The organism is Rubripirellula lacrimiformis, from assembly GCF_007741535.1.
Classification (GTDB): domain Bacteria; phylum Planctomycetota; class Planctomycetia; order Pirellulales; family Pirellulaceae; genus Rubripirellula; species Rubripirellula lacrimiformis.
This window is the reverse complement of sequence record NZ_CP036525.1, coordinates 500,769-519,981: the sequence shown is the minus strand read 5'-3', so window position 1 is coordinate 519,981 and position 19,213 is coordinate 500,769. Positions and strand designations below refer to the sequence as shown.

Annotated in this window: 12 protein-coding genes; 8 read left to right on the top strand and 4 right to left on the bottom strand. The window is 56.9% G+C overall.

The window, feature by feature from the left end; translation table 11 throughout:
* Positions 1-58: 58 nt before the first annotated feature.
* The 4 genes from K227x_RS01820 to K227x_RS01805 form a co-directional block, all read right to left on the bottom strand.
* Entirely contained in the window at positions 59-1,519 is a 1,461-nt protein-coding gene (locus K227x_RS01820) for a Y4yA family PLP-dependent enzyme (protein ID WP_145167804.1), read from the bottom strand.
* An 87-nt stretch (positions 1,520-1,606) separates the two neighbouring features.
* A complete protein-coding gene (locus K227x_RS01815) occupies positions 1,607-3,232 on the bottom strand; it encodes an FAD/NAD(P)-binding protein (protein ID WP_145167803.1) in 1,626 nt (541 codons plus the stop codon).
* Positions 3,229-4,257 carry a 2,3-diaminopropionate biosynthesis protein SbnA gene (sbnA, locus tag K227x_RS01810; protein ID WP_145167802.1) on the bottom strand — a complete coding sequence of 343 codons (1,029 nt, stop codon included), beginning with the start codon at positions 4,255-4,257 and terminating at the stop codon, positions 3,229-3,231. Before sbnA ends, K227x_RS01815 begins: the two co-directional genes overlap by 4 nt.
* A gap of 104 nt (positions 4,258-4,361) precedes the next feature.
* Positions 4,362-4,892: a TIGR03067 domain-containing protein gene (locus tag K227x_RS01805; RefSeq protein ID WP_218933699.1), complete on the bottom strand. Its 531-nt coding sequence runs from the start codon at positions 4,890-4,892 to the stop codon at positions 4,362-4,364.
* A 343-nt stretch (positions 4,893-5,235) separates the two neighbouring features.
* On the opposite strand from K227x_RS01805, the gene K227x_RS01800 reads away from it, so the two are divergent.
* The 8 genes from K227x_RS01800 to K227x_RS01765 all read left to right on the top strand — a co-directional run bounded on the left by K227x_RS01800 (position 5,236) and on the right by K227x_RS01765 (position 18,958).
* Positions 5,236-5,403, top strand: coding sequence for a DUF1328 domain-containing protein (locus K227x_RS01800; protein ID WP_145167800.1), 168 nt, complete (start codon positions 5,236-5,238; stop codon positions 5,401-5,403).
* A gap of 158 nt (positions 5,404-5,561) precedes the next feature.
* Positions 5,562-6,530 carry an NAD(P)-dependent alcohol dehydrogenase gene (locus K227x_RS01795; protein ID WP_145177092.1) on the top strand — a complete coding sequence of 323 codons (969 nt, stop codon included), beginning with the start codon at positions 5,562-5,564 and terminating at the stop codon, positions 6,528-6,530.
* Positions 6,517-7,893: an NAD-dependent succinate-semialdehyde dehydrogenase gene (locus K227x_RS01790; protein ID WP_145167799.1), complete on the top strand. Its 1,377-nt coding sequence runs from the start codon at positions 6,517-6,519 to the stop codon at positions 7,891-7,893. The genes K227x_RS01795 and K227x_RS01790 overlap by 14 nt, the downstream gene beginning before the upstream one ends.
* Before the next feature lie 334 nt (positions 7,894-8,227).
* Positions 8,228-11,335, top strand: coding sequence for a DUF7133 domain-containing protein (locus tag K227x_RS01785; protein WP_246146441.1), 3,108 nt, complete (start codon positions 8,228-8,230; stop codon positions 11,333-11,335).
* 140 nt (positions 11,336-11,475) lie between these two features.
* On the top strand, positions 11,476-13,377 hold the full coding sequence (locus tag K227x_RS01780) for a DUF1592 domain-containing protein (protein ID WP_145167797.1): 1,902 nt from the start codon (positions 11,476-11,478) through the stop codon (positions 13,375-13,377).
* Positions 13,374-14,726 (top strand): DUF1552 domain-containing protein, encoded by a 1,353-nt coding sequence (locus K227x_RS01775; RefSeq protein WP_145167796.1) that lies wholly within the window; start codon positions 13,374-13,376, stop codon positions 14,724-14,726. The genes K227x_RS01780 and K227x_RS01775 overlap by 4 nt, the downstream gene beginning before the upstream one ends.
* On the top strand, positions 14,723-17,032 hold the full coding sequence (locus K227x_RS01770) for a HEAT repeat domain-containing protein (protein ID WP_145167795.1): 2,310 nt from the start codon (positions 14,723-14,725) through the stop codon (positions 17,030-17,032). Before K227x_RS01775 ends, K227x_RS01770 begins: the two co-directional genes overlap by 4 nt.
* Before the next feature lie 480 nt (positions 17,033-17,512).
* Positions 17,513-18,958: an IS4 family transposase gene (locus tag K227x_RS01765; RefSeq protein ID WP_145167794.1), complete on the top strand. Its 1,446-nt coding sequence runs from the start codon at positions 17,513-17,515 to the stop codon at positions 18,956-18,958.
* The last annotated feature ends 255 nt before the right edge of the window (positions 18,959-19,213 follow it).

The following is a 19,213-nucleotide window of genomic DNA, read 5'->3' as shown; positions in this document are numbered from 1 at the left end:
GCGAACAAGAAAGTTGGAGCGTCAGTTCTTTGAAGTGCAAATGCACTCACGCGATCCATCAACGGTCGATGCCGTCCAGGTCGAATCGCCCCTCACCGTCATCGGAAACCACAACGTTCTTGGCCAATGGGAACTGATGCGAACGGCTCTCTAGAAAGTGCATCAGATATCCGGCGGTGTTCGGAAACACCACCAGGTCACCTCGCCGGATGCCGCCGGGGAACTCCATTCGACGCAGCGACAACAGTTCGGACTCGGTACAGTACGCGCCTACGAAATAGCCACTGATCGGATCCGATGTTTCGGAGGTTTCCATCGGCACGACGATCGGGTCGACCAAAAAGTCATCGCTAGACGTGCGGCATTGAGTTCGGTTCATCGACAGGCCAATCAACCAATCCCGGTTGGCGTTCTGTTTGCGAAATTCGACTCGGGCCACCGTCATGCCGCAGCCATCCATCAAACTGCGCCCCGGCTCGCACCGCAGCTGAATCTTGGACTCACGCAGTTGATCCGCGATCGTGCGATGGTCGGTCTCCGCGTCTAGAATCGAGGCCAGCCAATCCTGACGCACTGGCGTTTGGTAGTAGGGATAGCTGTTGGGTTTCCCGACAACGGTTTTCCCCGACACATGTCGCCCCAAGGGATGATTGCGATAGGTGACTGGGTCCCGTTGCCCAAGCAGTGCCCGCTGGTGTTGTTGCCAGAAATCATTCCACTGTCGTTGAGACTGCAGATAGCTGATTGGAAAACCGCCCCCCATGTCGATGAAAGAGGGCGAGTGCCCCAAGTCTCGAAGACGCTGGATCCAGCGGATCGATTCTCGGATCCCGCAAACTCGCTGACTCGCATCATATCCATCCAGATGGAAGTGGATTCCGACGACAATGACAGGCAATTCTGCCAATTCGCACAGCACCTGTTGGTCATGATCAACGTCGAACCCAAAACGCGTCTGCAACTTCTGTCCATCGTGCTGAAAGCCACCTAGACGCAGCGCAACGACCGCTTTGCATGCTAGATCGTCTGCAAGGTCCGCGACCACCCGCAATTCATCGTGGTTGTCGACGGCGATACAGATCGCCTTTTCCAAACAAAGGCGAATCAGCGAATCACTTTTCACAGCCGCCGTGCAGATGATCTGAATGGGATCCATCCCTCGCTTCAAACACTGGCGAACTTCGTTTTCGCTGGCCGTATCGATCCCGGCACCACACTGCTTTGCTTCGTCGACAAATGCCAAGCACTTGTTGGACTTCCGGGCAAAGAATGCCTGGAAATCAAGATTGCGTTCCTCTGCAACCTGATTCAACTGACCAAGGTTGGATCGCATCGGTGAAGTGGATACCAAGTTCAATGGTGATCCATGTTGCGCGACTAGCTCCTGCAGATGGGATCGATCCATCAGCTCGGACATCCACGGTTCCACACGTGCGTCTAGCGGAGGCGAGCCAACACAGTGACCACGCCAATCCTCGATCCCTTCGCGGGCCGCGGGTGTCGAACTAGAAAGCAACATCAATGGTGTCTCGCATCTTGAAGGTGATTGGTCGCCGTGGACGTCGGATTCGGCCGACTCGCGTACTCTGTCGAAGCCTGCATCGATTCAGCCCAATCGTTTGATCGAAGCCACCATGCAATCTGCCCAATTTTCGATATGGTCGTGCAATGTTCTGGTCAACGTATCATTGCCGACCACCCACCCCTCGGTCGCGCGGCCGAAGACCGCCAATCCAGGAGCGCCACCGGCAGCAAAGCCGCTCGAATCGACCATCACTCCCCCGCAAGTCGGATCGACTTGCACCAACCCCGCTTCGACCAACTTCTGCAGAGGCCCGTTTTTCGAAAACTCGTGGGGCCCGGCAATCACCGCGTTGATAATCGCATCGTAGCGGGACACGTCCGTGGTCTGATTCCCGATCGTGACCACGCGTTCTCGCATCAGGGTCAGCAAACGTCCGATGTTTTCTGCGGGCGGACCGAAAGCAATTCGTTCCATCTCCCTTGCGACGCAGGCGAAGGATCGCCGACTGCTGCGTTCCAAACCACCATGGCTGATCAGTTGAACCATTTCCGGATAGAGCCGTCGCCATGCATCGCCCAGTGCGAACGGTGTATCGATCGGTCGTTTCCCCATCGCCACCGAATACGATTGCAGCATCGCGTGACGTGCGGTCTTTGCATCCATCTTGTAACACGACCAACCACGGTACCAACCGCAAACGTCACGAGCGGTCGATGGTGTTCCACTCTGATCCAATAGACTGGCCGCAGCATCAACGATTACCGGCCAAATTTGACGCTGGAAGTTCAGTTTGCCGTGCTGGCTTGCCTGCGAGGACAAGCGATCACGAAAGGGGGTCCAAAACGAATCCGAAATCGGTTCCATTTTCGCCGAAGGCTTCGACAGCATCGGTCGCCCCGATCGGGATCGCAAATCAATGCACGCCGGTTCATCCGATCCATGGATATAGCTTGGCAGAAAACCATCGTCGATGAACTCCCCCCCGCGTCCTTCGGTTAACGACAGGACAGCGTCGATCGCAGTCAGACCAAAACCGCGAACCAGCACGCGACTGCCAGATGGGATACGCGGGACGGACAAATTGGATGCGGCGGGCAACGCTGGAATGTCGATGGTGGTAGCACGTGCGGCCGCGGAACCACGAAGCCCTTCGTGACCGGTGGTGACAACAACTTCATCGAAGCAATATGAATCGACATCCGTGTCCACAACGAATTGAGTCCCATCGTGGCGGATCTCGCTGACGCACGATCGCTGCACCTCGAAATGATGGGCACCTTCAAAGCGGTTGGCAACTTCGGCAAAGCAAGTCCGCAGATATTCACCGACGATCGCGCGGGGGACGAAACTATCGGAACTGGCAAATTGCGGATGGTGCGTGGACAGCCAACCAATCAGAGACCGCGATCGTGAAGTTTGCGAATCGCGTGAAGACTTCCAAAAATCGATGTATTGCGTTGCGAAGTTCATCCGCAAAATGCGTGGCTGGGATGGATCATAAACATTGCCGGCGCCTGGGACACCCGAAGGTTCGAAGACCGTCACACACAGTCGCTGCAATTGGCCACTGGTCAGCCGGCGTGAAATCGATTCCAGGCACTGCAGCCCACGCGGTCCACAACCGATGATCGCCACTCGCAGAACCGCGTGGTCACTCTCCGGTGCCACCGGAACATTTGCAATCGGACTCTTTTCAAGAACTTTCATACAGACACCTCTGTCTCAAGAACCATCGGGCTACCGTCTACCAATTGTGCCAGTGTCGCTGGGTTGCAATCAAGCGAATTTTCGACCCAGCGGTCATTGAAAACAGTCTCTAAGTACCGCGTTCCCGAGTCGTGCAAAATCGCGACGCAGCGTTTCCCCGAAAGGTCGTTAGCCATTCGATCCACGCTGATCAACACGCCACCCGCAGACCCGCCAACCAATAATGCTTCCCTGTGGGCGGCGCGACGGCAACCGACAACGCAGTCCAGGTCGGTCACTCGCATGACATGATCGAAAGACTGACCGACGGCCAAGCGAGGCTCTTTCCCCGCACCTAACCCGGGAATCATACGAGGCCCGGATGTCCCGCCGAACAGCACGCTGCCAACTGAATCGACTGCGACAACCTGCACGTTTCGTCCACGGCTTCGCAGATAGTCGCGACACCCTTGCGCTGTGCCGGTGCTGCTGGTTGCCACAAACAAAACGTCCCACTCGCCGTGCAAAGCTTCGTCGATCTCGCGTATCGTGCCCTCGAAGTGGGCCAGCGGATTGTTCGGGTTCGCGTACTGATTGGGCCAATAGCTGTGCGGCGTCTGATCCAGCAAGTGGCGGACCCGGGCGATGCGGGCAGCCAAAAAGTCACCGTGAAGTGGCTGTTCGACCAAGTCGATCGTTCCACCCAGCGCCTCGATGATCGCCAAGTTCTGACGCTGTGCTCGCGGATCCACCACACAGACAAATTTCAATCCGTGGTACCGGCAAGCCTGCGCAAGACCGATCCCCATATTCCCAGACGATGATTCGATGATGGTGGAACCGCCATGCACATCGCCACGCTCCAGTGCAGATTCCAGCATCTGTTTTGCTGGGCGATCTTTGGCGCTGCCACCCGGGTTGGCGGATTCAAGCTTTACCAACAGTTCGACCGATTCGTTGCGGAGGAACCGATCCAGTTGAATCAGTGGCGTGTGCCCGATGGAATCGAGCACACCGCCGGTGGCTATCAAGGAAGGCTGCATCATCGAAGTGGCTCGCGGTGATTGGGATCGTCGCACCGAGCCTTTGCAATCGCCGTGCCAAGCACGGGACCGGACCGCGTCAACAGCGCCGGACCCGCGAATCTGGATTAGCGTTTTTCAGCGTCCAGCACGGGGATTGGATCGCCTTGTTTCTTTTCCAACAAGAACAACATCGTTCGGCTGCCGTCCGGTGACTGGAACTTCGTTGGCCGATCCGCACCCGGCAGCGCGTAGCACAGCACCCACTTTGACTGCCCATCGAACTTAAAGATCCCAGCGGCCGTTGTGACTTCATCGGATTCAAGTGGGTCCCCCGCCTTCGGCCGCGTCGGGGCATTCTCTGCGACCGTCCGCATCGTGATGTGCATCGGGTCTTTGTCTTCGTCGACTGTGAACACTGCCTGATAGCGAGCCTGGTTGCTGCGGTCGTAGGTGACGATCGAATTGGTGGTGATCGTGACGTAAGTACCGCTGACTTCGGCCTCAGACAGTTCGCGTCCTTGGTTGGTGCCACCGACAATCTCCCAACGGCCTTGAAGCCGTTGCTGGGCGTTTTTGTGTTCGCCTTCATCCGCAGACGCAAAGTCGACGGGAAGAGTAAGTGTCAATGCAGCAAGTGTGGCAATGCAGAATCGCATGGTCAGTCTCCGGGGGTGAATAGAGGTTTGGATAACGCGAACCTCCGAGCAATCACCGTGCCGATGCGCCCACATCGACGCAACGACGAATCGGATCAAGATTCTGACCGCCCAGCACCCATGATGCGCGAATGGGAACCAACCCCTTCATCAAATCGCGTCCAGACGCCCGAATTCCGGGCCGATGGAGCCGCTAGCTGAATTTGCGTGGGGATTGGCACGGCAATCGCAATGAAGATTTTCATCGATTTGGCCAGGGCAATCACGCTGCGGCTGAGTTGTGTTGACCGTGGGCGATCACACCGATCCCCCTTCCCTTTTGTTCACTTTCCGGAGAATTGCCATGTTGGGCTGGGCTATGACATTTTTGATTATCGCATTGATCGCTGGCGTCCTTGGGTTCGGCGTCGTCGCCGGTACCGCGGCTTCGATCGCAAAGATCCTGTTCGTCGTGTTCCTTGTGCTGTTCGTGATCGGTCTTGTCCTGGGTCGACGCGGTCCAGCGGTCTAGGTTGCCGACGACTACGACCACCAAAGGCATACATCGCGAAGGTTGCGATTTGCCAATGTGGTAAAAGGTTGGAAACCTATCCATGATCGCTAGAACGGAAAGAAAGAATGATTCCATCATCGACCGCGAAGTCGAGTACGCGCCATCATTCGTCAACGATGAAAGCCATGGTCTACGATGACTATGGTGATGCCAGCGTACTGCACCTAGCCGAGGTAGATTTCCCGGATCGGCGGCCAGGCCAAGTATTGATCGAGGTCTGGGCATCCAGTGTCAATCCGATCGACTATCGACTGCGTAGCGGCCAGATGAAGGGGCTTCTGCCCGGCGGGTTTCCTCGCATACCGGGCTACGACGTTGCGGGGGTGATCGCTGACTGTGATGCGGATTCACCTTTCGAAGTTGGCGACCGCGTGATGGCGTTCCTAGATTCAGCGCGTGGTGGTGCGTGCGCCGAGTACGCGGTGTGCGGAGTCGATGCGACCGCCAAACTTCCGGCATCGTTACCAGCGGACGTCGCTGCGGCGATGCCACTGGCCGGCACGACTGCGCTGCAGTCACTGCGAGACCATGGAAACATGTCGCCCGGTGACCGAGTGCTGGTGAACGGGGCCAGCGGTGGTGTCGGCATGTTCGCGGTTCAGATCGCAAAGGCAGCCGGATGTCATGTCGATGCAGTCGCCAGTAGCGACAATCGAGAATTTTGCATGGCACTTGGTGCGGATCACTTCTACGACTACGAGAGAACGGACTTCACCGATTCGACAGAGCGGTGGGATGTCATCTTCGATGCTGCGGGAAAAGCCAGTTACCTTGAAGCTCGCGACGTGATGACCAAGGACAGCCGGTACGTGTCGACGGAACCGGACCTGAAAGGGATGATCATGACCGTGTTGACGTGGCCGCTATCAAAGTCGGGAACCGTCATGCTGGCGAAGCCTAAATCCAGTGACCTGAAAGAGCTGATCCGCCTTTACGAAGAGGGGATCCTAAAAGTCACCATCGATAGTCGTTATCCGATGCGTGAAGTCGCCAGTGCCCATCGCCGTGTCGAAGACGGCGTCGATCGCGGCAAGGTGGTGTTAACAAGCGACGTTTACAAAGGACAAGACAATGACCATCACTAGTATCAACCCCGCCAGCAACGAAACGATTCGAACGTACTCGCCGCTGACAAAGGACGAGACGATGGACGCGGTTGAAAAGGCAGATGAAGCCTACAAGCATTGGCGAACAACAAGTTTCGACGAACGGAAACGTGTGCTGTTGGAGTTTGCCACCCAATTGCGTGACCGCTGCGACGAGTTCGCACGATTGATCACCGAGGACATGGGCAAGCGAATCTCCGAAAGCCGTCAAGAGATCATTTACTGTGCCGAGATCGCCGAGTTCTACGCCGAGGGAGCGGAGGCCTTTTTGGCTAACCAGCCGATCCAAGACATCGACGCGGATGCCTACATCCGGTTCGAACCCATTGGCGTATTGATGGGCGTGATGCCGTGGAATTTCCCGTTCTATCAAGTCACTCGGTTTGCCGCGCCCAACATCATGGCGGGCAATTCGGTGATGGTAAAACACGCCAGCAATGTGCCGCAGTGTGCCGAGGCCATTGCCGATCTGTTCGACACGTGTAGTTTGCCAAACGGCGTCTACACCAACCTGTTCATTCCAAGTGAGTTCGTCGAAGCGATCGTCTCGGACCACCGGGTCCAAGGGGTTTCGTTGACCGGCAGTGAACGTGCGGGTGCGGCGGTTGCCGCCCTGGCTGGCAAGAACTTGAAACGTTCGGTCCTGGAACTCGGTGGCAATGATCCATTCATCGTGCTTGATGATGCCGACCTGACAAAGACGATTCCATTGGCCGTGAAAGGTCGAATGGTCAACGCGGGACAGTCCTGCGTCGCCGCGAAGCGTTTCATTGTTGTGGAGTCGATTGCCGAGAACTTTCTGCAACAGTTCAAAGATGCGATGTCGGATTTGGTGATGGGTGATCCGATGGACGAGGACACGACCCTATCCCCGTTGTCGACCGAAGATGCGGCGGAGAATTTGCAACAGCAGGTTCAGTCCACCATCGATGCGGGAGCGACGGTTGTCCTGGGCGGCGATCGGCCAGATCGCGAGGGCGCCTATTTCAATCCAACCATCCTGACGGACGTGACGTCGGACATGCCGACCTACGATCAAGAACTGTTTGGGCCGGTCGCGACCGTCTATGTGGTCAAAGACGAGGAAGAAGCCGTCAAGTTGGCGAACGATTCATCGTATGGCCTTGGTGGCAGCGTTTATACGAAGGACATCGAACGCGGCCGGCGAATTGCCGAGCGGATCGAGACGGGCATGATATTCATCAATCAGCCGACCAATTCGCAAGCCGAACTGCCCTTTGGTGGCATCAAAAACTCAGGCTACGGGCGTGAACTTTCACACCTGGGAATCTTGGAATTCGTCAACAAGAAACTGATTCACTTGGGTCCCAGCACCGAATAGCGGCGACGTGCACCGCGTGATTCGGCGTTTGAATCAACGTGGAATGTCGCCCCGATGCACAAAGCCTTCGTAGTGGGATTTGCCAGAATTCCCTACTGCAAAGGCTGACCGCCGAAGCCCATAACGCCGCTACCGAAGCAGACGCCGCTCCCTGTGCGTCATTCGGCAGCCCCGGGGACGCCAGGAATCCCGAACTGCCCCTGCCCCCCTCTCTTGCCGAAACACCGTCCATTTTTTTGGGACATGCGATTAAGATACGCCTTTCAGGTTGCCTTTTCCTATTAGTCGAATCATCAGTCATCGCATGAGTCACCATTTCCGCTTGCTCTTTTCCTTGAGCCTTTTGCTGTCACCCCTGAGTGCTCTCTTGGCCATGGGGCAAGAAGTCAGCTCCGTTGCACCACCCCTTTCGCCAGCGGATTCCATTGCCACGATGAAGGTGGCTGCTGGCTATACGGTCGTGCCGGTACTGACCGAACCCGACATCAGCGAACCGTCAGCGATCGCATGGGATGGAAACGGCCGGATGTACGTCGTCGAAATGCTGACGTACATGCAGGACATTGACGGTCATGACCAGTTGAAGCCAACCAGCCGAGTGTCTCGTCACGAAGATCGCGACGGCGATGGCGTCTACGAAACTCACACCGTGTTTGCGGACAACTTGGTCCTGCCACGGATGGTGCTGCCGTTGCTGGATCGTGTCATCATTCGCGAAACCAACACGTTCGACTTGAAGAGCTATCAAGATACCGATGGTGACGGCGTGGCCGACAAGATCGAGATGTGGCATGAAGGGGGCCCCCGAGGCGGCAACCTGGAACACCAGCCCAGCGGGTTGATTTGGAATCTGGATAACTGGCTTTACACGACCTATTCCAGGCATCGATATCGCTTCACCGGCAATCAGGTGGTTCGTGAACCGTTGCCACATGGCAGCGGGCAATGGGGACTGACGCACGATGATGTCGGACGAATCTTCTATTCGACCGCCGGCGGCGAAAACCCTGCAATGGATTTCCAGCGTCCGATCATCTACGGCGAACTGTCGCTGCCGGGTGAACAGGCGGACAACTTTCGCGAGTGCTTCCCGATCGACAACGTTCCTGATGTGCAAGGCGGACGGGCACGTGTGCGAGAAGACAACTCGTTGAACCGGTTTTCGGGCTGCTGTGGACAGTCGATCTACCGTGGCAACGCGATGCCTACGGATTTCAACGGCGACCTGATCATTCCTGAACCAGTCGGTCGTCTGGTACGCCGCGCCAAAGTCACCAATGACGATGGACGCATTGTCGTATCCAATGCATACGATCAAACCGAATTCATCGCGGCGACCGACCCGAACTTTCGGCCAGTCAACAGCGCGACCGGCCCGGACGGTTGCCTCTATCTGGTCGACATGTATCGCGGAATCATCCAAGAAGGAAATTGGGTCCGCGAAGGATCGTATCTACGTGGCGTGGTCCAAGAATACGAACTCGACAAAAACATCGGACGCGGACGCATATTCCGCATTGATCACGAAACCACTCAGCGTGGTCCGCAACCTCGCATGCTGGACGAAACACCAACCGAACTGGTGACTCACCTTTCCCATCCCAACGGATGGTGGCGTAGCGAAGCACAGAAACTGATCGTCCTGCACGCCGACCAAACGGTCGTTCCCCAGTTGGAACAGCTGGCTCGGTCGGGCGATAACCCGCTGGGTCGACTGCATGCCTTGTGGACGCTGGAAGGGTTGGACGCGGTGAATCCAGCATTGTTGCGAGATTGCTTTGCCGATCCCGATGATCGCGTGCGATCCGCAGTCATTCGAATCGCCGAACCACTGATGCAGTCGGACCGCTCTCTTGACGCGATCATCCGACAGGCCGTTACGGACGAAAGTCCCGAGGTGTGGATCCAAACCCTGTTATCGATCACCCGCATTGGCCATCCAGAATCCGAAACGATCACCGCCCAGATTCTTTCGCAACATGGTGATAACGAAGCGATCACGGGAATCGCCGATCAGATGAAGGCGCGAATCGAAGCGATGCGTGCCGAGCAAGAAAAGTTGGCACAGCTTCGACGACGCAACAAGATCCTGGCCGATTCCGTCGTCCGTGGAAAGTCGATCTACAAGACGCTTTGCGTCACCTGCCATGGCGCCGACGGGAAAGGCATCGCGTCGCCAGACCACTCTGGATTGATGGTCGCACCGTCCCTGGTCGGGTCGCCGCGTGTGATCGGTCACAAAGAACGATTGGCGCGAGTTCTGTTGCACGGATTGATGGGGCCAATCGATGACAAGTCCTACACGGCGGGGCTGATGTTGCCGATGGGCGCCAATACGGACCCGTGGATCAGTGACGTCGCCAACTACATCCGCAATGAATGGGGAAACCAAGGATCATTGATCGAAAGCGAAGATATTGCTCGCATCCGAGACCAATCCTCTGACCGCGTCGGCCCGTGGACTTTGAATGAGTTGAAATACTTTGATCCGCCACCATTGGCGGATTCATCGAACTGGAAACTGACCACTAGCCACAACGTCGGCAACGCCGCCGCAGCAGTCGACGGGAACCCGAAAAGTCGTTGGGATACCGGCACGACCCAGAAACCTGGAATGTGGTTTGCGATCGAACTACCCGAACCCATTCGGTTGATGTCGTTGACATTGGATTCGACCAAGTCGAATGACGATTACCCGCGTGGTTACACGGTGTCGGTATCCAGTGACGGCAAGACTTGGAGCGAACCGGTCGCCAAAGGAACCGGCGACGCCCCCATGCTTGAAATCGAGATCGACAGCGCCGCCCCCATTCAACACATTCGCATCGATCAAACCGGGACGTCCAGCAACAAGTACTGGTCGATTCATGAACTGGCGATCAAAGGCGTGTCGCTTCGTGATCCGCTGCCCGTGGCCCTGAGCCAACAACTGTCGACCGAAACCGCAAGTGCGTTGGCGGGCGAAGCGAAGCAGAAAGGCGACGCCGTGCGTGGTGCCAAATGGTTCTACAACCAATCGTTGTCATGCGCTAAATGCCATGACCCGATCAGCGGTGACCGTTTGGGGCCCGATCTGGCATCCAAACGCGACAACGTCAACGATGAATTCATCGTCGATTCGATTCTGGATCCATCCAAATCGATTCGAAAAGAGTTCGCACAGATGATGGTGCTGACCGCCGACGGCGTTGCGTTGACGGGGTTCTTTGTCAGCGAAGATGATGACCAGTACATTCTTCGCGAGCCGGCGGGAGGAAAGCTGATCAAAATCCCTCAAGATGACATCGAAGCGATGAAACCAGCGGCCACATCCGCGATGCCGGCCGGGTTGGTCAACCAGCTGACCGATCGCGACCAGTTCCTGGATTTGGTCCGTTTCTTGATCGAAGTCAACGATCGGCCTGGGCGGTTGACCGAACTGAAGCACGCAGCCGGTCTTTGACATCTACCGAAGACGCCCAAGCCAAACTGCGATCCAAAAATGGCTGCGGACAATGCGCCGTGTCAAAGCAGAACTTGTCACTTGAAATGGGGTTAAAATAGATTCGGCGTAGTGGTCCGATCATTCCTTTCAAGAAGCACATGACGATTTCTAACATCGGCAATCGCGGCCTCCGATTCGCTTTCTGGGCACCAGCGGGGTGGGCATTTTGCGCCATCCTGATGGTGGCGAATCCGCTTTTTGCGGCAGAGACGGATTTTGCGAAGAACGTTGTCCCGTTTTTGACCACCCACTGCGTCGCCTGCCATGGCAGTGACGATGCCGAGGGCGGCATTGTCCTGGACCACTATTCTGAATCCGCCAACGTCCAGAAAGACTACGAGCGGTGGGAGAAGGTGCTGCGTTTGATCAATGCTCATCAAATGCCGCCCGCCGACGAGACACAGCCGACATCGGACGAATTGGTTGCTGTTTCCGCAGCCATCGATGCCGAATTGGCCAAATTTGACTGCAGCGCCGAACGTCATCCCGGCCGGGTCACGATCCAACGGCTCAATCGCGCCGAATACAACAACACGGTGCGAGATCTGGTTGGGCTGGACCTGGGACTATCCGACGACTTTCCATCCGACGACGTCGGCAACGGGTTCGATAACATCGGCGACGTCCTGACGATCCCACCTATCCTGTTAGAAAAGTACTTAGCCGCAGCAACGGTCATCGCCGACCGCGTCTACGACGACCAGGATGCGCGTCAGAGGATTTTCCCACACAAGTCTCAGTCCGAAGACGATCGGATCGAAACGGCACGCCTGAACGTCGACGAGTTCGCCCAGCGTGCCTTTCGTCGACCACTATCCGGCGACGAACAGGAACGGCTGTTCGGGATCATGCGGTTTGCTTGGCAACGAGACGCCAGCGAAGCCGACATATTCAAAACCGTGATCACGGCGATCCTGTCCAGCCCACACTTTTTGTTCCGTGTCGAAGAGGCACCGCCGGGAAGCGAAGATGGCATTCAACCGCTGACCGGATACCAACTGGCATCCCGACTGTCGTATTTTCTGTGGAGCAGCATGCCGGATGACCGGCTTTTTGAACTTGCCGCCTCCGGTGAATTGACTCGGCCCGAAGTGCTTCGGTCCGAAGCACGGCGGATGCTAGCGGATCCGAAGTCAGCTGCGATCGTCGACAACTTTGCTGGCCAATGGCTCCAATTACGCGATGTTTCGCGTTTGATGCCTGACCCGACCAAGTTCCCCGACTTTGATGGCGAACTTCGATCCGCCATGCGACGCGAAACGGAGATGTTTTTTGCAGAAATGATTCGCGAAGACCGCAGCGTGCTGGAGTTTCTGGATGCGGACTTCACTTATGTGAACCAACGATTGGCCCGGCACTATGGCATCCCCGAAGTGATTGGCGACGATTTCCGAAAGGTCCCCTTGGCCGAAGGACGGCGTGGGGTGCTGACGCACGCCAGCATCCTGATGCTGACGTCCAACCCGACCCGCACTTCGCCGGTCAAACGCGGCAAGTGGATTCTGGACAACTTTCTTGCCGAACCGCCACCACCGCCGCCGCCGGACGTGCCCGAATTAGAAGAGGGCAACGAGACGCTTGGATCGCTGCGTGAACAGATGGAACAGCATCGTTCGAACGAATCTTGCGCGGCCTGCCACCGGACCATGGATGCGCTCGGATTCGGGCTGGAGAATTTTGATGCGATCGGAGCCTGGCGTGATACCGATGGGAAGTTCACCGTCGATGCGTCTGGCGAATTGCCAGGCGGACGCAAGTTCAACGGCGCATCGGACCTGATGCAGATTTTAGTGTCGGAAAAGAAAGACAGGTTCTGTCAGTGCTTGGCCGAAAAGATGCTGACCTATGCACTTGGACGCGGGCTTGGATCTTATGATCGATGCACTGTCAAAGAATGTCTTAGCGAGCTGCACGAAAACGAATACCGATTCTCTTCATTGGTGACAGCGATCGTCACCAGCGATCCATTCACTCTGCGGGAAACAAAGAGGGACGAATGAGCATTCATCAAAGCCGGCTATCACGCCGCACGATCCTACGCGGGCTGGGCGTTTCGTTGGCCCTGCCGATGTTGGAATCGATCGCCCCCAAGGCTGTCGCTGCGTCGCCAACCTTGGGTCCGCCACAGCGAATGGCGTTCATATTCGTCCCCAACGGCGTGCACCTGCCCGACTGGACGCCCAAGCAACAGGGTGTGGGATTCGATTTGCCACATATTCTTGGCCCCTTGGCCCCGGTTCAAGACGACTTGATGGTGATCAGCGGACTGACCCACGACAAAGGACGCGCCAACGGTGACGGGGCGGGCGACCATGCCCGCAGTGCATCGGTGTTTTTGACCGGAGCCCAACCTCGCAAAACGTCCGGCGAAAACATCCGCTCGGGCGTCTCCGTCGACCAAGTGGCCGCCCAAGCAGCCGGCCAAGCCACGCGATTTGCATCACTGGAACTCGGGTGCGAAGCAGGACGCAGCGCGGGCAACTGCGACAGCGGATACAGCTGTGCCTATTCGTCGAACGTTAGCTGGTCATCGGATTCCATGCCGGTCGCCAAGGAAACGAATCCACGATTGGTGTTCGAACGGCTCTTTGGCGACGGCACCGCACCGAAAAACGACGCCAACGCCAAACGGCGTGACGAACTGAAGAAGAGCGTACTGGACTTCATTTCGGATGACGCTCGCAGCCTGCAATCGAAACTTGGCGGCAACGACAAGCACAAATTGGAAGAGTATCTAAGTGGAGTCCGCGAAGTCGAACGACGGATCCAGCGCAGCGACGATGAACCGAAGCTATCGGTCGATGTCGACTACCCCATCCCCAAAGGCACCCCGAGTGACTACGGCGAACACATCCGGTTGATGTGCGACATGATGGTGATGGCGTTCCAAACCGATCGCACTCGAATCGCGACCTGCATGCTGGCCGACGCCGGCAGCAATCGCAGCTATCGGCACATCAACATCGCCGAAGGACACCACGACCTATCGCACCATCGCGGCGAAGCTGAAAAGCACGCCAAGATTCGCGAGATCAACCGATTCCACGTCGCTCAATTGGCTTACTTTCTGCAGAAATTGAAGTCGACGCCCGACGGTGAAGGGAATCTTTTGGACAATTCCATGATCTGTTACGGAAGTGCGATCAGCGACGGAAACCGACACAACAACGAAGACCTGCCAGTTCTGTTGGCCGGACGCGCCGGTGGCCAGATCGACTCGGGACGACACATCCATGTCGCGCGCGAAACCCCGATGTGCAATCTGTTCATGTCGATGCTAGATCGTTTTGGCACGCCGGTCGATTTTGTCGGTGACAGCACGGGCCGCGTATCGGAGTTGACGATTTGACCGCGACTAGACTTCCGCGATTGTTGTCCGCGTTGTTGCTATGCACGCTCGCATCGCTATCGCAAGCAGACGAATCCGCAACCGACGTCGGCCAACTTGCCAAAGACTTGGCAGATGTCGAACTTGATACGCGCCGAGACGCGGCCTATGCGCTTGCCCGCATGGGTTTCGATGCGTTGCCAGCGATCGACGCGTTAGTCATCGGCCTGGGCGATCGCGACGATCAGGTGTGGATGCAGTCAGCGATGGCGGTTGCTCGGATTGGGCCCGACGCGGAACCAGCGATCCCAGCGCTGGTCCAATCGTTCGGCGACCGTTCGGACCAGAAACGCTATCGCGCGGCCTGGGCACTGTCACGAATCGGTACCGCCGCGATCCCAGCACTGATCGAAGCGGCTGATCACGAATCGTCCCAACACCGCGTGACCGCGTTGGAATCCATGGGTTGGATGTCGGGCAGCGGCCAGCAGCTGATGCCGGTCCTGGTGGCCGCGATTTCCGACGACAACGATGATGTCCGCCTGCAAGCTGTCACTTCGTTGTCCCAGCTGGTTCCAGACACGAACAGCGCCCTGATTGTGGCCCTGGACAGCGATGATCCAGTGGTTCGGGCAATCGCCGCAACAGGACTGTCCCAAACAGACCAGATTGCCCCCGCCGCTCGTGATCGACTGGTCCAGTTGACATCCGATTCCGATCCAGCGGTTCGCGCCGCTGCCGTCGTCGCATTGGCGAAGTCGGATTTGCCCGATGACCGCCTGATCGATTTGGTCACATCCGCGGCCTTGGATGATGATTCCAACGTTCGTGGTGCGGCCGCGATCACACTGCGAAAGATGGGATCGAAATCCGAACAGGTGATCCCAACTCTGATCCAATCTCTTGCCAGCGAGCAACAGGATGAACGAAACCATGCTGCCTTTGCGCTGGCGTCCATGGGCGCGCGTGCACAACCGGCAACGGACGCCTTGATCGCTGCGTTGCAGCAGCACACCGGCGATGCCTCGGAAATCTCGCACGCGATCAGCCGAATCGGCCCGCCTGCCGTTCCTGCCCTGCTGCGAGCATCGACCGGGGCGGGCGTGACGAGCGATCGCTTTGCCGTAACGCTTGCTGCGATCGGCCCCGGCGCGACCGCCCCCCTGATCGACGCACTGGAGAATGATTCCAGGGACACGCGAATTGCCGCTGCACGTGCGATTGCTCAAATGACACCGATTCCAGATTCCGCCGTCGATCCCCTGGTGGCGTGTTTGACAGATACCGCCGCCGATCTTCGCGCCGCGGCAGTCACTGCACTGGGGCAATGCCATGACCTTGATCCTGAAATGATTCCGAAGCTTCGATTGCTAGTCGATGATTCGGCCGCAACGGTACGTTCCGCTGCGATTCTATCGATCGCCAAGGTCGATTCAGACCTTGCATGGGTGGTCGAACTGCTAAAGCAATCGCTCCAGGATTCCGAATCGTTGGTACGCGAAAACGCGACCGATGGGCTGCGATCACTCGGCAAAGACGCACAGCAAGCGATTCCTGAACTGATTGTTGCGTTGGCTGATTCCGACGCAGCAGTTCGGCGTGGGGCGGCATCCACGCTAGGCAATCTAGGCGTCGCCGCAAACAGTTCGGCGCAATCGATGATCGCGCTGATGGACGACACCGATTCAAGCGTTCGATCGGCCGCGGCGTTGGCACTAGGACAAATCGAAGCTCGCTCACCCCAGGCGGTCCAGTCGCTTGCCAAACAGCTGTCCCAAAGTGACGAAGAGGTATTGATCGCCGCGTTGTCTTCTCTTCGACTGATCGGCCCCGACGCACATGAAAGTGTTCCCGCGGTAGCACCACTGCTAAAGCATGATCAAGTTGCTATCCGAATCGCAGCGTTGGGGTGTCTGGCCAAAATCGAATCCGATGCCAGTCAATCCGTCCCCCGTTTGATCGATGCCCTTTCGGACTCCGAATGGACGGTCCGCCGCGACGCCGCGGTTGCGTTAGGCGAAATTGGATCGGACGCGAAAGCTGCCGTTCCAGTGCTATTCGAAATGCTGTCCGACGACGTCGACCAGGACGCGGCTCGCGGTGCCTTACGAGCGATCGATGACGCGGGCCCCGACGCGGTCCCCGTGCTAGTCAAGGGACTGGAATCCGATGACCGTCGACGTCGGTTCTATGCCGCGTTTCTGATTGGCAAGGTCGGGCCAGACGCAAAGGAAGCGTTGCCAACGCTAAAGCGCCTACGTGACGAAACTGATAGCGACCGATCGAAGGACTCGTATCAAAAAGCGATCGATCTGATCGAGAAATAGAGCACGCACACTGCATTACGCCCCCTCACCCCAACCCCTCTCCCCCCAATCCCATCCAAGTCGAACTTGGATGAAACCGGGGGAGAGGGGGCTAAAAAAGGGACCAGTGTGCGGAGCCGATGTAGGCCGGATCAAGGAGCGCAGCGACGCGGATCCGGCAAGCGCCCACACCAAGCGTCAGCCCCCCTCACCCAACCCTCTCCCCCCAATCCCATCCAAGTCGAACTTGGATGAAACCGGGGGAGAGGGGGCTAAAAAAGGGACCAGTGTGCGGAGCCGATGTAGGCCGGATCAAGGAGCGCAGCGACGCGGATCCGGCAAGCGCCCACACCAAGCGTCAGCCCCCCTCACCCAACGCCGTTAAGGAAATTTTTCGAGTGAATTAGGTAACCAGGATAGCTTTTGGAGGGCCATAAATGAAATAAGCCAGGCTCCCCCCAAAATCCTCGACTACATCGTCGAAAGAAAAGGAGCCTGGCTATGAGTAACAGTGGCAAGGATGCTGCTTCGAAACAGAAGCAATCAATGACTCAAGGTGAACAGCTGGCCAAAGCGATTCGCTGGATCGCCAACGACCAATTATTCGCAAAGGTTCGTGTTCACGGCAATGCCAATTGGGTGCCGACTCACTTGATGCAGGTCGCAATTCTATGGGTTTGGAGTAGTCAATCATTGCTCGTCGAATCCACCAAAGACGCGATCAAAAGTGTCGAGAGCTTATTCGGTACGACCGGGATTCATTCGTATCAGACGCTGATCACTGCACTGCAGAAGTACACCGAGCAAATCCTTCCGCCACTGGTCCAACGAATGCATCATTTGATGGAGAAGACAGATCAAGCAAGTTTTCGCATCGGGATTTGGTTGGTGTTGGCCGTCGACGGTTCCCGCTTGGATGCTTGCCGAACCCTGGCCAACGAGAAGCGGTTCTGCAAGCCAAAGAACAAAAGGGGATCGAAGAAGAACAAGAAGAACAAGAAGAACAAGCGTGGTCGACACGCCAACAAACGAAAACCGGTGAGCAAAAAGAAGAACTACAATCCGCAGCCCGTCGGTCCGCAAGTCTGGCTCACGCTACTGTGGCATGTCGGACAGCGATTGCCATGGGCATGGAAAATCGGACCGAGTTATTCCAGCGAACGAGCCCATCTGTTGGAAATGCTGAATGCTTTAGACCTACCGAAAAACACGCTCATCTGCGGTGATGCTGGTTTCGTCGGCTACGACTTTTGGAACGCGATCGACAGCCACGGCCATCACTTCCTGACGCGTGTCGGAAGCAATTGTCGCTTCCTGAAGCAACTTGGACGGGTTCGCGAACGTGATGGCATCGTGTACTGCTGGCCGAAAGAAAAACAGCAACGCAAGCAGCCGCCGTTGGTCCTTCGGCTACTTCGCTTTCACGACGGACGTGGCGAAGTCTATCTCGTCACCAACGAATTGAACTTACGCAAGTTAAGTGATTCGCGTGCTGGGGAAATTTATCGAAAACGCTGGGGAATCGAAGTGCAATTCCGATCCTTAAAGCAAACTTACGGTCGTTCGAAACTGCTCGGGCGAACGCCGGATGTCGTCGAGCACGAGTTAACCTGGTCGCTTGTCGGTCTTTGGATGGCGCAGTTACTTGCGCTTCGCGAACAAATCGATCGGATCGAACCGGCGGCTCAAACGAGCGTCGCGATGGTGTTACGAATATTGCAAAACATCCTGCACTGCCCCAACGAGATACCCGCGCGGGGCGAATCGCTTCGGAGTCTCTTGGCCGGTGCGTTGACGGATACATACGACCGCGCAAGTAAAAAGAAAAGTCGCAACTACCCACGCCGAAAAGAGGAACCCCGGACCGGCCCACCCACAATTGAACTCGCCACCGCAGAGCAACAGAAGCTTGCCAAAGCTACACTGGACCTCTCAAATGCAGCATGAAAAATTTCCTTAACGGCGTTGCCCCTCACCCCAACCCTCTCCCCCAGTCCCATCCAAGTCGAACTTGGATGAAACCGGGGGAGAGGGGGCTAAAAAAGGGACCAGTGTGCGGAGCCGATGTAGGCCGGATCAAGGAGCGCAGCGACGCGGATCCGGCAAGCGCCCACACCAAGCGTCAGCCCCCCTCACCCAACGCCGTTAAGGAAATTTTTCGAGTGAATTAGGTAACCAGGATAGCTTTTGGAGGGCCATAAA